The organism is Acidobacteriota bacterium (assembly GCA_016716905.1).
Lineage (GTDB): Bacteria > Acidobacteriota > Vicinamibacteria > Vicinamibacterales > SCN-69-37 > SYFT01.
Genome location: JADJUS010000003.1, coordinates 172632 through 186364, shown reverse-complemented (window position 1 = coordinate 186364; position 13733 = coordinate 172632). Strand labels below are relative to the sequence as shown.

At 67.0% G+C, this 13733-nt stretch carries 12 protein-coding genes; 3 read left to right on the top strand and 9 right to left on the bottom strand.

Annotation, left to right across the window (positions count from 1 at the left end; translation table 11 throughout):
* Nucleotides 1-5: 5 nt before the first annotated feature.
* Entirely contained in the window at nt 6-260 is a 255-nt protein-coding gene (locus IPL75_01135) for a GlsB/YeaQ/YmgE family stress response membrane protein (GenBank protein MBK9238872.1), read from the top strand.
* A gap of 9 nt (nt 261-269) precedes the next feature.
* Here IPL75_01135 and IPL75_01130 read toward each other — a convergent pair whose 3' ends face one another.
* From IPL75_01130 to IPL75_01090, 9 genes are all read right to left on the bottom strand, one after another.
* Nucleotides 270-1880, bottom strand: a complete 1611-nt coding sequence (locus IPL75_01130; GenBank protein MBK9238871.1) for a gamma-glutamyltransferase family protein — start codon at nt 1878-1880, stop codon at nt 270-272.
* 92 nt (nt 1881-1972) lie between these two features.
* Nucleotides 1973-2833 (bottom strand): glycosyltransferase, encoded by an 861-nt coding sequence (locus IPL75_01125; GenBank protein ID MBK9238870.1) that lies wholly within the window; start codon nt 2831-2833, stop codon nt 1973-1975.
* Nucleotides 2830-5313, bottom strand: a complete 2484-nt coding sequence (locus IPL75_01120) for a glycosyltransferase (GenBank protein MBK9238869.1) — start codon at nt 5311-5313, stop codon at nt 2830-2832. The genes IPL75_01125 and IPL75_01120 overlap by 4 nt, the downstream gene beginning before the upstream one ends.
* Nucleotides 5313-6296 carry a Gfo/Idh/MocA family oxidoreductase gene (locus IPL75_01115; protein ID MBK9238868.1) on the bottom strand — a complete coding sequence of 328 codons (984 nt, stop codon included), beginning with the start codon at nt 6294-6296 and terminating at the stop codon, nt 5313-5315. Before IPL75_01115 ends, IPL75_01120 begins: the two co-directional genes overlap by 1 nt.
* 15 nt (nt 6297-6311) lie before the next feature.
* Nucleotides 6312-7244, bottom strand: a complete 933-nt coding sequence (locus IPL75_01110) for a hypothetical protein (GenBank protein ID MBK9238867.1) — start codon at nt 7242-7244, stop codon at nt 6312-6314.
* Nucleotides 7241-8305, bottom strand: a complete 1065-nt coding sequence (locus IPL75_01105) for a hypothetical protein (GenBank protein MBK9238866.1) — start codon at nt 8303-8305, stop codon at nt 7241-7243. The genes IPL75_01110 and IPL75_01105 overlap by 4 nt, the downstream gene beginning before the upstream one ends.
* Nucleotides 8286-8582: a ribosome assembly RNA-binding protein YhbY gene (gene yhbY / locus IPL75_01100; protein ID MBK9238865.1), complete on the bottom strand. Its 297-nt coding sequence runs from the start codon at nt 8580-8582 to the stop codon at nt 8286-8288. The genes IPL75_01105 and yhbY overlap by 20 nt, the downstream gene beginning before the upstream one ends.
* A gap of 35 nt (nt 8583-8617) precedes the next feature.
* Nucleotides 8618-9967, bottom strand: a complete 1350-nt coding sequence (locus tag IPL75_01095; protein ID MBK9238864.1) for a hypothetical protein — start codon at nt 9965-9967, stop codon at nt 8618-8620.
* Between the two features lie 147 nt (nt 9968-10114).
* On the bottom strand, nt 10115-11581 hold the full coding sequence (locus IPL75_01090) for a hypothetical protein (GenBank protein ID MBK9238863.1): 1467 nt from the start codon (nt 11579-11581) through the stop codon (nt 10115-10117).
* A gap of 51 nt (nt 11582-11632) precedes the next feature.
* On the opposite strand from IPL75_01090, the gene IPL75_01085 reads away from it, so the two are divergent.
* On the top strand, nt 11633-12787 hold the full coding sequence (locus tag IPL75_01085) for a tetratricopeptide repeat protein (GenBank protein MBK9238862.1): 1155 nt from the start codon (nt 11633-11635) through the stop codon (nt 12785-12787).
* A complete protein-coding gene (locus IPL75_01080; protein ID MBK9238861.1) occupies nt 12784-13713 on the top strand; it encodes a VWA domain-containing protein in 930 nt (309 codons plus the stop codon). The genes IPL75_01085 and IPL75_01080 overlap by 4 nt, the downstream gene beginning before the upstream one ends.
* Nucleotides 13714-13733 lie beyond the last annotated feature (20 nt).

Genomic DNA, 13733 nt, shown 5'->3' with positions numbered 1-13733 from the left:
GGATCATGTTTGGAATCATCGGAACGATCATCTTCGGGCTTGTCGTGGGTGTCATCGCGAAGATGCTGATGCCTGGCAAGGATCCGGGCGGCATCATCATCACCATCCTCCTCGGCATTGCAGGGTCGGTGCTAGGTCGATGGGTCGGACAGGTGCTCGGGTTCTATGGCGAAGCTGACGCGGCGGGTTTCATCATGTCGCTTGTCGGCGCGGTGCTGCTGCTGGCGATCTACCGTGCCATGACCGGCCGAAAGAGCTGAGCCGACACTCTAGCGTCCTGCGGCGTGGCCGTCCTTGCGCGAATCGGATCCCGCCACCCATCCACGCGGCAGCTTCATCACCAACTGGGCGCCGCCGAAGGCAATGTTGCGCTCGTCGATGATGTCGTGGCCCAGGGCCTTCAACGCACCTCGAACCGCGTCTCCAACCGGCGCCTCGATCGCCACGCGGCGGCCCGACATATGCCGGAACCGCGCCGCATCCGACGCCTGCTGGACATCCATCCCGAAGAGCAGGATGTTGAGCAGCACCTGCACGTGCCCTTGCGGCTGCATCGCACCGCCCATCACCCCGAACGCCAGATACGGTTCGTCGCCGGAGGCATCGCGCGTGACGCCGTTCGCGCGAGTCGTTTTGGTGACGAACGCCGGGATGATCGTGTGGAACGGACGCTTCTTCGGCGCCACGGTGTTCGCCCGGCCTTCCTCCATGGTGAACCCGACGCCGCGGTCGTGCAGCAGGATGCCCGTGCCCGGCACCACCACGCCGCTGCCGAAATAGTCGTACACGGAGTTGATGAACGAGACCATGTTGCCCTGAGCATCGGCGGTCGCGAGGTAGATGGTGTCGCTTGCCGTCGCGGCGTCTCCCGGCGTCGCACGCTCCATGGCCTTCGCGGGGTCAATGAGCATCCGGCGCCGACTGATGTAGTCGTCTGACAGAAACCGCTCGACGGGCGTCGTCATCGATGCGGCGTCGCCCACGTAGTACTCGATGTCGGCGTAGGCGAGCTTCTTGGCTTCGATCAAATGGTGCAGGTAGGCAGCCGAGTTGTGGCCCATGCCCTTGAGGTCATACGTCTCGAGCAGGCGCAGCATCTCGAGCGCGGCCACACCCTGGCCGTTGGGCGGCAGTTCCCAGAGGCGATACCCCTGAAACGGCACACTGATCGGCTGCACCCATTCGACGGTGTGCGCGGAAAAATCCTCGGGCGTGAGGAATCCCCCCTTCGACTGCGTGAACTCCGCGATGCGGCGACCCAGCGGACCGCCGTAGAGATGTTTCGGGCCACTCGATGCCAGTTCGCGAAACGTCCGTGCCAGATCCGGGTTTCGGAACCACTCTCCTGCCCGTGGCGCCCGCTGGCCGTCCACCAGGAATGTCGCGCGTGCGCCCTCATCCTTGCGGAGGAGCGCCTCTTCATCGGCCCAGCCGTCGGCGATGATCGGCGTCACCGGGAATCCGCCCTCGGCAATCGCGATGGCGGGCGCCAGCGCTTCGGCCAACGTCAGCGTGCCGAACTTGTCGAGGAGCGCGGCCCAACCCGACAACGAGCCCGGCACGGTGACGGCCTCGATCCCCTGGCCAACACGCGTCCGTTTGCGGGCGGCCAGCGTCTCGCGCGTCATCAATGCGCCGCTGCGCCCACTGGCGTTCAACCCGTGCAGCGTCTTGTCCTTCGCCGACCAGACCATGGCGAACAAGTCCCCGCCCACACCGGTCATGTTCGGTTCCACCACGGCCAGCACAGCCGCCGCCACGACCGCGGCATCGATCGCGTTGCCTCCCCGTTCGATCGCGGCAAGGCCTGCCGACGTTGCGAGCGGCTGGCTCGTGGCAATCGCTGCGTTCGGCGCGTATACGGCCGACCGGCCGGCCATGGTCGTGGGTCTCGCCGCTTGTTGTGCCACGGGGCTCGCCACGATCAGCGCCGATGCGGCGACCGCCACCACGGCCACTGTTGCTGCTGTGTTCATGCAGGAAGTGTAGATCCGGCCCGGCTCCGATTCGCTGCCTCCCACAAGAATCCGGTGGTGGTCGCCGCCTGCGCGACCAGCACCAGCGCCAGACAGGCGAACCCGGCTCGCGCCCCCGATCGAAGCAGGCCGATGTAAAACTCCCTGGGCTCGTGCCAGTCGTGCCCCGGCGTGGTGCGCGCGAAGTGGTACGCGGCCCGGCCGTAGCGCAAGTGTTGCCGCCAGAAACCGCCGATCCCGAGCTGCGGCCGATGCGCGACGACCGCCGTCGGCTCAAGCGCGAGCGTCAGCCCTGCCGCCCCCACACGCGCGCACCAGGCGCGGTCCTCGCCCGCGGCCGTGCGATACCCCTCGTCGAAGGGATGCCCAAGCACCATCGACCGCCGGCAGGCGAGGTTGTTCGAGGGTATGAACACCATGCCCGCGAGACGCTCGTGTGTGGAGACCTGCAGTGCGCGCACGATCAGCTCCGAGGTTTCGACAAACGGATCACCGGGCCGGCCGTTCACGGTGGCGCCGCCCACCGCGTCGGCGCCAGCCGTGAGCGCCCGAATGAGTCTGGCTGCCCACTCGGGCTCCGGCTCGCAGTCGTCGTCTGTAAAACACACGAAGGTGCCCATGGCGGCTCGAGCGCCCGCGTTGCGCGCGGCTGCCGGCCCGGCGGGTGCACAGCGCAGCAATCGCGCCAGCGGCTGTGACGCCACCGCGGCGGCCACTTCAGCCGCGTTCGTACTGCCGTCGTCCACCACGACGATCTCCAGGGCGCCGACACCGCGCTGCGCGGCCAGGGCGGCCAGGCAGCGCCGCAATGTAGACGGCCGATTGTGCGTCGGCACCACGATGGAGACCTCGGTCATGGCCGCGACGCTCCAATCAGGATCACGAGACCTGAGACACACAGGGCAGCCACCATCACTCGTCGGCGGAGGAGATCGGGGAACAACACACTTCCGGCCAGCGCCGACATCACGGTACTCGCGAGCACCGCACCGCTCGCGCCTGCCGCGCCGAGCCGGGGTACGAGGTACGCGGCGGTGGCCAGGAAGACCACGGCGCCGGCCGCGGTGGCGACGAGCCGCGCACCCGGCCGAAGTCGAATGGCTGCGGCTGCGCCCGCAGCACCGGTGATGGGCGCGAATGGCACTGACGCGAGTGCGAGCCCGAGCGCTTCAGAGGCGGGCGCGAACGCCCCGCCTGCGAGGAGTGTCAACAACGGTCCCGCCAACGCGGCGGCGGCCAGTGTCACAGGCAGCAGTACCAGCACCACTCGTCCAGCAAGGCGCGTGAGCAGTACACCGGCAGCGGGCAGATCCGTGGCGGCCAGCTTCGCAAGCGCCGGCAGTGCCACGACAAAAATCTGCCATACGGCGAAGGTACAGGCGATGGCGACACCCATGGCAATGGTGGCGTAACCGGTTTCCACGCGCGACCCGGCCAGCAACGCCACCGCCACCACGCCGCCTCGAAGCGGCACCTGGACGCAGACACCGTTCATCGCCTGAAGCACAGCGAAGCGCGACATCTCCGCCGGCACGCGAGGCGTGACGCCGCGCAGTTGCCCGCGGATCGCCAGGCCGCCGACCACGAGGGCCGACGCCGACGAAAGGGCGATCCCGAGCAATGCGCCGGTCACTCCCCACGCCGCGTACAACGGCGGGACCGCCAGCACCACGACCATGTTCTGCACAGGGTAACGGAAGCTGAAGAGCACGACGCGATTGAGTCCCAGCGCGATCTGGAATGCGAGCGTGGCGGCCGAATCACACACGAGCGCCACCATGACAATCAGCGCCGGGAAGGCCGGTACGCGATCGGGCGCCACGCGTACCAGCACCAGGGTGGCGACAGCCAATAGGGCCACTGCAGCCATGCGCCAACGGATGGCGCCCAGCGCAAGCGCACGGGCCAGCCCCGCGCGCTCCGCCGGCGGAGCCGCCGCGACAAACCGCGCCATCACCGTCGGTCCGCCGAGCGCGAAGGCCGTGGTGCCGAGTGTGACCACGCCAAGTGCCAGACCGAATGTGCCGTAGTCGGCCGGCCCAAGGACACGCGGGATCACCGTCAGCAGCGCAGCGAGCGATACCGCCTCAGCGGCCTTGCCGGCCGTGGCGGCGCCAATCGACAAGTCGCGCAGTTGCAGCGCCGGCGCCTGACTGCCGTTCATGTGGCAACCTCCGACAGGAAGCGCGCGCAGCCACGCGAGGTGCGTGTCGGGGTGATGACGCGCCAGCACGGCCCCTGCGGTGGCGGGCGGCACTCCACTCGCCAGCGCACGCCCCGACGCGACATCCGCCAGGCACTGCGCCAGGGCCTCGACGTCCCCATTCGGGAACAGCAGCCCGCTCACACCGGGCTCAACGGTCTCCGCGAATCCGCCTGCTGCACTCGCCACCACCGGAATCCCCCGGACGATCGCTTCGAGTGCGGTGAGCCCGAGTGGCTCGGCCCACACCGATGGCGCAATAAGCGCCCACGCGTCGGCAAGATGCGCCTCTACTGCCGGCAGCGGCACCCAACCCGTGAACTCGACGCGCCCGCGAAGGCCGAGGTCCCCTGTGAGTCGCTCCAGAGCCGGCCGCTCCGGTCCATCACCCACCACGCGAAGGCGGACACTCACACCCTGGTCGCGCACGCGCGCGATCGCATGCAGCAGCGTCCCCACGCCCTTCTCACGGGCCAGCCGCCCGGTAAACACGAACAGGGGCTCCTTCGCCCGCGCGTGGTGGAACGTCGCGCCCGGCGGCTCAACGGGCCACGGCGACCACGCCGACTCGATGCCTGCGTCGCGCAATTCGCGCTGCAGCCAATCACTGCAGGTGACGACCGACGCCACACTCGCGACCTCGCGGCTGATCCGTGCGTACCGGACACGGTCGCGCAACCAATGGACCAACGGCGTACATCCGTCGCGCCAACACACTGCGCCCTGACGCACCGTACAGCGGGAATCATCCGGACGCAGCTTGAGCCCGTTCGGGCACACCGGCTTGTAGTACGCGATGTTCAGCACCGTCGGCACACCGCGCAACGCGGCCAGCACCGACGGCGACAAATACATTTCAAACATGCTGACGTGCGCCACGTGCGGATTGAAGTCGGCAATGGCGCGGCGCACAGCGCCTGCCGCGAACGGATTAGTGATCTGCATCACGCTCTGGTACGCCGGGTTCCTGGAACCGAACGCGACATAGTCGGCTACAGCAGCGCCGCCGCCGACACTGCTCGTCAACACACGCACGTCGTCGCCCGCCTCGCGCAGTCCGCGAGCCAGCTGCATGACATAGGTTTCAACACCACCGCCGGCCTCAGGCCAGTCGGTGACGAGCAGCACCCGCATCAGGCCACCCCGGCCGCCCGCTCGGCGGCGGCGACAATTTCCAAACTTCGCACCCCGTCATCCATCGTCGGCACCTCGAGTTCAGCACCGTTGATTCTGCCGACGAATGCCCGCAGGGCGTACCGCCATGACGGCTCGCTCAACGGACGCACCAGGGACCGCGCGCGCCAGGCCAGCAACGCCGGCGTCAACGTGCGCGCCCTGACGCCGCTCACCGTCAATGTGCGCGCCTGACGGTCGATGCGCATAGTACCGCGCTCGCCCACCAGTTCGATCCAGTGCGCCTGTTCGACGCCAAGGGAAAACCGCGATGCCACCGTCGCACCTGAGTCCATCATCAGCGTGACTGCGGCCACGTCATGTTCCGTGCGACGCGACTCGACCGACGCGTGCACACTCGACATTTCAGCGCCCAGCAACCACCGCATCAAGTCGAAGTGATGCGACCCAAGGTCAAGCAACACACCGCCGCCATCGTGACGACGCGCTTTCCACCCCGGCACCGAGGCCGCCTCACAAAAGGCCGTGGTTGCGGCGCGGACTTCGCCCAACACCCCCTCGGAGAGCAGCACCTTCGCGCGCGCGATGAGCGGCTGGAAGCGCCAGTTGAAACCGGCCATGCTCACCACGTGAGTCGCCGACGCTGCGGCCGCCACCTGCCGGCCGTCGTCCACGGTGGTCGCGATTGGCTTTTCGAGATACAGATGACGCCCGGCCGCGAACACAGCCAGCGCCATCGGCGCATGGAGCGCGGTGGGCGACGCCACGACCACGGCATCCACGTCTTCACGCGCCAGAAGTTCCTCGGGCGACGCCAGAAGGACCGCGCGAGGCACGAGCCGACCCGCACGCGCTCGGGCTTGAGGTTCAGGGTCGGCAAGGGCCGTGACGCGAACGCCCGGCAACCCGCGCAGCACTCGAATGTGCACGGCCGTGGCGATCGCCCCGCAGCCGATCACGCCAATACGAATCGGTGTCGTCATTGGATGAAGACCGGGCTACACGTACCGGGCTCTGTGCAGTTCGTACTCGGCCAGCCGCACCGGCGTCTGGCCATTGCCTGCGACATACGCAGTCAATTCGCCCGCAGCGGTGGCGAGTGCGCACAGCAGGAGGGCGACGAGCGTGCCACGCGGCATCTGCCGCCGGTGATGGGTCCACTGGGGCGATTGCAGCGCCCTGCCGGCAATGAGCACTGGAATCAGCGGCGCGCCCAGGACATAGGCCAGACGCCGTGCGGGAGACCATTCGCGTGATCGTGCGGTGCCCCAGAAACGCCCCGACAGGAATCGCTCGGCCATCCATCCCGGGAACGCCGCCATATTCAGGTGCATGAGACGCGCGGCGGGTTCCATCAAGAGGCGTCCGCCATTCGCACGCAAGTGACGGTCCAGGCCGCTGCCGTAGTCCATCATGGCGGTGAGTCGGTCACCGAAGGCCACGAGGTGATCGCGCCTGAAGCACGCGTTGTAGGTGGACACCACGTCAGTTTCGCCTCTGGTGACCGGAGCCAGCCAGTGGCGATACGTCAGCATCAAGCCTGCCCAGCTGAACGCCGTCTGCGGATTGGCATTTTCAATGACGGGTGTGGCGGCCACAAATTCCCCGCTCTTGAGTGCCACGACCAACGCCTCGAGACAATCTGGATGCGGGAACGAGTGCGTTTCACCGATGAAGACCAGTGGGCACGACGTGGCACGCACGCCCTCGGCGCGGGCCGGAGACAACGGCACAATCTCGGGCACTTCAACAATCCGTACGGCGCCGATGCCGTCGGTCACGTCGTGCTCAAGGCCGAGCGCTGCAGCCGAGGGGCAGACAATCACCAGTTCCACACCCCCGGCAATCGTTGACGCCCGCACGGCTCGCACGACGCCGCGAATCGTGGCGAACGCATCGGTGGCCACCACGTAGGACACGAGCAGACTCATGCGTACTGTTCCTTGTGCAATTCGTACTCGCTCATTCTCGCTTCGGCCGCGCCCTCGCCCACGAGATATCCCAGGGCCTCCCCCACAGCCCAGAGCGCGCACCCGGCGGCCACGGCCGCGACGGTCCACCTGGGCAGCGCGCTCTCTCGCCGAGCCATCGCGATCGCATCTCGCGTGCGGACAAAACGCACCATCGGCACGAGGACTGAACCGCCGAAGTACACCAGTCGGCGTGCGACCGACCAGTCCCGGCTGCGCCGTGCGCCAAACAACCGGCCGCCCCAATACCGCTCGGCCGACCACGCACCAGGCCGAGCCACGTTGAGGTGCGCCACTCTGGCGGCTGGGTCGTGGCAGAAGCCGCGAAACACAAACTGCGGATCCATCGGTCCACCAGGCTCGAGCATCAGAGACAGGCGGTCGCCCAGACCAAGAAGCGTCGTGCGCTTCCACGATGCGTTGTACGCCGGTGGTTCGCCGATCTCACCTGCGGGCAACTCGGCCATCCATCGTCCATAGTCCATGAGAAACCCGCTCCAACTCCGCGCGGTTGCGGGATTGCCATTTGCCATGCCCGGCGAAACCGCCTGCCACGCGCCTTCGTGAGAGCGCACGAGCCGTTCGGCCCAGTCGGGCGCCGGGAACGCGTGCGTTTCGCCCAGCACCACAATGGGCGCTGCGGCCGCGCGAATCGCCGCAGCCCGCGCCTCCCCGAGTGGCAGCAAGGGACCTTCAACCACCGTCACACGCGCCAGCATCGCCGCCGCGTCTGCCGGAAACGCCAGCGCCTCCCGCGACGGGCAGACCACGACGATTTCCACGTCGCCCGCAATCGTCTGGGCCGTGAGATGCCCGACCACACGACGAATCGTCGCGAAGGTATCGGTGAGCACGACCATGGAGAGGCGCGCGACGGGTGTCACGATGTTCTTGGAGGCCGATACAAACCACGCGCCCGAAGGACGCCCTCGCTGACGCCGAGTGCCACACACATCGACACCACGACGATTGCCGCGGACCACTTCATGACGCCCGATGATATCAGCGGCTCGTCGCTTCATCCTCCGGCGCCGGGCGCCAGAGGACAAGAACCTTGCCGACGCGCTGCACGCTGGTGGCATCGGTGCGGGCACAGATCGCGTCGGCGAGCGCCATGCGCTCGTCACGGTCGGCGCCGGCCAGTTTCACCTTGATCAGGCCATGAGCGGTGAGCGCGCGATCAATTTCCGCCACAAGCGCGGCGGACAATCCGGCGTTCCCGACCTGGACGACCGGTTCAAGCGCATGTGCGCGGGCTTTCAGTTGGCTGCGTTCGCGCGGCGTGATCGGGGCGGGCATCCGAGGATCTTATCCCGTCAGCCCGCCCCGACCGCCTAATTGCGTCCGATGCGCACCGAAGCCGCCACGGCCATCTGGCGCTCGCTCTGGAGGTTCGCGTGTGTGCCGAAGACGGCGATGTCGAGCGCCACGTTGGTGCCGATCCCAAACCCGGCGGACGGCTCCCACTTGCTCCGGCTGTACCGCGCGCCGCCGCGCACCCAGAAGGGCCCCACCTTGCGCTCGGCGCCCCCAGCGAAGCTCTTGCCGTTGTACCCGTCGGCCACGGTGGCCGTCGCGCCCCATCCGTCGCCCTCGTACCCGATGTTCGCGGACTTGACGACCGGCAGCGTCACACGGCGATCGGTGACGATGGTGACGCCGGGCGTCTCGATGAAGTCGAGCCCCGCCGTCAGGCTTGCCAGCGTGTGCGTGGAGAAGGTGAAGTCAGACCAGTTGATGCGATTGCCGATGCCGTTGATGCCCACACCACCCTGGAAGCGGCCGCGCACGATCTGAACGCCAACGTCCTGTGCAATGCCGCTGCCCTCGTGACCCTGAAGGGACAAGACCGTCACAGGCGTGTTGGAGGGCGTGAGGATTCCTGCGGCGTTGGTATTGAACCGGATGTTGATGTCGGGCTCCAGGTACCGGAAGCCACGCAGCACGTGGAAGTTGTAGGCCACGTAGACGCCATCACGAGACGCCCCGGCACCTCCCGACGAGCCGCCCGAGCCGAGCGCCAGCCGCCCGCGATACCCCGCGGTGACCGCCATCGCCAACTGCACCTGCGACGAGTCGTCGATCGACATGGTGGCGTTCGGGTAGCTCGTGCCTTCAGCGAAAATGTCCGCAAGACGAGGGTCGACAACACCGGACGTGTCAAAGCTGAGGTATGGCCCCACGCCGACATAGAGTCCGTGGAACCGGTCGTCCTTCTTTGCGAACTTCAGCGTCAGGCCAAACTGCGGCGACAGCAACCCCTGGTCCGCAAACGTCTCGGGGATGTCAAAGCCGGCATACACGGCCAGATTCGGGTTCACCGTGCCGTTGACGATGTCGTTGATCAGGTTGTACCTGGGCCCCGATGTGTCGGCCCCAAAGCGGTACTGCATGGGGTTGCCGAGCGTTTCAGCCGCGAGGACGGGATCAAACGAATCACTGTTGGGCTTGAACTTGTCCAGCCCACCCTGGAACACCTGGATCAATCCCAGCGGAATCGGGATAACGACTTCGGCCCTCGTGGACGGCGGCACCATCTTCAGTGCGATGTTGGAGCTGTTGCCTCCCCCACCTCCCATCGCCACCGACCGTGCATCAAAGAGCAGGCCCTGTGCTGAGGCGGTGCCGGCCGCGGCCGGAACCAACAGCAGCGCGAACAACAAGCGACTCGTGCGACTCACCATACGTGTTCTCCAGCAGCTTTCCGAGAGTAACGACATCCGATCGGGGTTCGATGATCGAGCCCCGCCGAGCAAACGAACCTGCAGCGTGAGCAGCAGAGTAGGCCTAAGCGGTCCGGACGTCAACGCCCCCAGAGAGAATCAGCCGGTCTACGCGCCGATCCGCGTGGGCGTCGTCATCAGCCGCACAGTGCGACCGCCCGGCAGCACAACGTCGCGCGACGGCTGTTCGTCTTCGGGCAGCCAGACTCGCGATGGGTGCAGCCAGCCGATCCACGACACGCCGCCTCCCTTCCGCACTTCGTACACGCGCACCTCGGAATCCGGCATCGATACACGGCGAATGGCGTCGTAGTCCTTGAGCCATTCGGTGACGTTCTTCAGCGCGGTGAACGCCGGTCGGCGCTCGCGCTTCACCAAATCGATCATCCCGGACCAGGCCGAGGTGCCGGCGCCGGCATTCATCGCCTTCATCTTCAGGAGGTGAAGGTCCTCGACGAACGCGGTGTTGATAAGGACGATGCCCTGATCTGCGGCAATCACCACGCGCTTGATGAGGTCGTCGGCCAGAAACTGATGAGTCCATTCAATCGTGGCCGGGTCGCTCGCGACCAATTTCGTGAAGTAGGCCGCCAGCCGGCACCGGTCCCGTTCCGTCGCAGGCGCGACCATCAGGCCAAGAAACGCTTTCAGCCCCGTGCACGTCACGGCGTTGCCCCAGGCGATGAACGGCGTGGCCGCCGTATCGCTGACGATGATGGGCTTCGTCCAGCGACGGCGATTCATCTCCCAGTTGAGCCACGCCACCATGTCTTCGAGTTCGGCGGGGTCGCCGAGCGAGTGGATATTGACGACGTCAAAGAGGTCGCCACGATCGAGTACGGCACGGATCGCCGGCAGGCCGTGATACATGATGCGCTTGTCCACCGACGCAAAGGCCCGTTCGTAGCCGGCGGGGCCCGGGTGATCGCGAAACGCATTGGTCGTGAGGAATGCCGCGTGGGCGATCTTGACGCCGGCGAAGGCCGCGTGCGCGGAGGCGTAGGCACGCTCGAGCATCACCAGGTATTCGGGCACCGGCTCGGCTTCGTAGGTCGACAGCTCAGAGCCGATCTCGTACCAGACCACCGGCCGGCGCAGTCCGGGCATGTCGCCGCGGCCGTCGGCGTCATAACGCTCGACGATGGCGCCAATCCATTGGCCGTAGGCCTCCAGGTGCTCGGGCTTGGGCGAGATGTTCTGGTTGCCGAGCAACGTGTATTTCTTCGAGGCCCATCTGGATCGCGAACGCAGACAGATGACGACATCGGCAAAGCCTGCCGCCTGGAACTCGCGCACGAAACTGTCGAGCCGCGAGAAATCGATCGGCGCCGCGGCGCTCTTCTGCATCTCGTTCCACTCAACGTGTTCGGCGTAGTGTTTCGCGGCGGTAACCCCGGTCTGCGCCAACTCGCGCGCGTAGGGACCAACCTTGTCGGCCTTGTCGATGAGGACGTACTCCACGCCGATCGAAATGGGAGCGGGTCGCTGGGCGTCGCGTCCGGAGGTCGAAACGGCGGCGGCCAGGGCCATCGCCCCTGCCACCACCGCTGGACGGGTCAGGAAGGTGAAGGACATGCGCGTATCCTACAAGAGCATTTCGATCGCGAGGAGGCGTAGAATCCTCCTGTGATGAAGCGGATCCAGCGGTTTGTGGCCGCGTCCGGGATGGCGATCTGCCTGCTGGTGCCCGTGGGCGGGGTCAGCCACGCGCAACGGCCCCAGACCGCGTCAGAACAGGAACAGTGGATCCTCGGCGAGTACTGGACCGTGGTGAAGCGGTACCAGAACGGCCAGACCGCGCCGGCCATCAAGGAGATGGCGAGCTGGCCCCAGGACCGGATCGCGAAGGTCCAGTCCACGCAGTTCCAGCCGGAAGCGCAGCTCAACGACCTGCTCAACTCCAAGGCCGAATGGAAGCCCGGCACGCTTCGGGCCGCCGCGATGCTGCACACGGAAGTGGGGCTCGAGGCCCTGCGGCGCCGCGACATCGGCTTGCTGCAATTTCATGCCGGAATCGCCGACGGATGGCTGAGTCTGGCCGACGACCGCAGTTCCAAGCCCGGCGGGTTGCGGAGCCGTTGGAACGTGGCCGTCGCGCGCGTGCTGCTGCTCAATGGTGAGTTCGCGGCGGCCGACGCCTACCTGGAACGACTCAATATCAAGATCGCCAATGACGCAGCCGTGCTGCTGGCGCTCGGCACCGCCAAGGAAAGCCGCGCGCTGCGCGCCACGGTCGACGCCCCAGCCGCGGCCGGCGCGAAGTTGCGTGACCCGGGCGAAGTCCAGAGGGAGCGCGACGATTTTCGCGCCGCCGCGGCCGCGTCTTTCGAACGGGCGCTGGCGATCGACGCGTCGCTCGTCGAAGCGCGGCTTCGGCTTGCCCGCATCAGCATCGACCGTGGAGACGATGCCGGAGCGGAGAAGATGCTGTCGGCGCTGCCCAAGAGCTCTGCCGACACGAGCATCCTGTATCTGACGCATCTCTGGATCGGGCAGATCCGCGAACGCCAGCAGCAATGGAATCCGGCCGCGCAGTCGTACGTGGACGCCGTGAAGTCGCATCCGGATGGCCAGAGCGCGTACGTCGCGCTCGCGCATGTCCTGCAGGCCACGGGCCAGCCGGTGGAAGCGGCCGGCGTACTCGATCGCTGGTACGGGCGCGCAGTCACCAGTGCCGTGGCCGACCCGTGGTGGATTTACCCGCTGGGGCTCGACGCCCGGCTCGAAGCACGTTTTGACGCGATCTTCGCGGAAGTCAAAGCCGGAAAGGACGCAAAGTGAGCGGCCTGCCTGCTCGCGGATGTCTCGCGCTGATCGTGGGCCTGGCGGCCCTGGTGCCGGGGACATCGGCACAGCAACAGCCGCCCCGCTTCGCAGCCGGGACGGCGGTGGTCAGTATCGACGTCCTCGTGACTCGCGACGGCAAGCCCGTGACCAACCTGACCGCCGCAGACTTTGACGTGCGCGACAGCGGAGCCGCGCAGCCGGTACAGCTCAATGGCATCGAGTCCGTTCCCGTGGCGTTGCTGCTGGCGCTCGATACCAGCGCGAGCGTGCGTGGGCCGGCGCTCGATCAACTCAAGGACGCCGCGAAGGCGGCCGTGTCGAGTCTGCGCGCCGGTGATCAGGCGGCGTTGTTGACGTTTTCGCAAAACGTCGCGCTGCGCGCGACATGGACCGACGACAAACACAAGCTCCAGACGGCTATTGACGCCGCGACGGCGCAGGGCTCGACGTCACTCACCGACGCGGCCTTTGCCGCCATCACACTGCCGCCCGCTCGTCTCAGCCGAACGTTGGCACTCATCTTTACTGACGGCGACGATTCGTCGAGTTGGCTCAACGCCGCGACCGTGGTGGACGCCGCCCGCCGCACGGACGCCGTCGTGTATGGCGTGACCCTGTCGGCTGCGCCATCGAGCGGCGCCACGCTCGACGAGCGGCGCGCGAAGCTGTTCGAAGATCCGGGCCTGTACCGCAGTTCCCTGCTGCCGTTGCTGGCCCACGAAACCGGCGGCGAAGCGTTCGCGCGCGCCGACACCAAGGACCTGCGCGCGGCGTTTCTGGACGTGATGGCGCGCTTCAATCAGCGGTACGTCCTCACGTACGCCCCGCCGCACGCGGCCGGTTCGGGCTGGCACCCCGTGGAAGTGCGGATGAAAGACCCGGCGCTGACCGTCACCGCGCGACGCGGTTACACCCAGTAGAGTGGCCGCCCTGAAGAGGG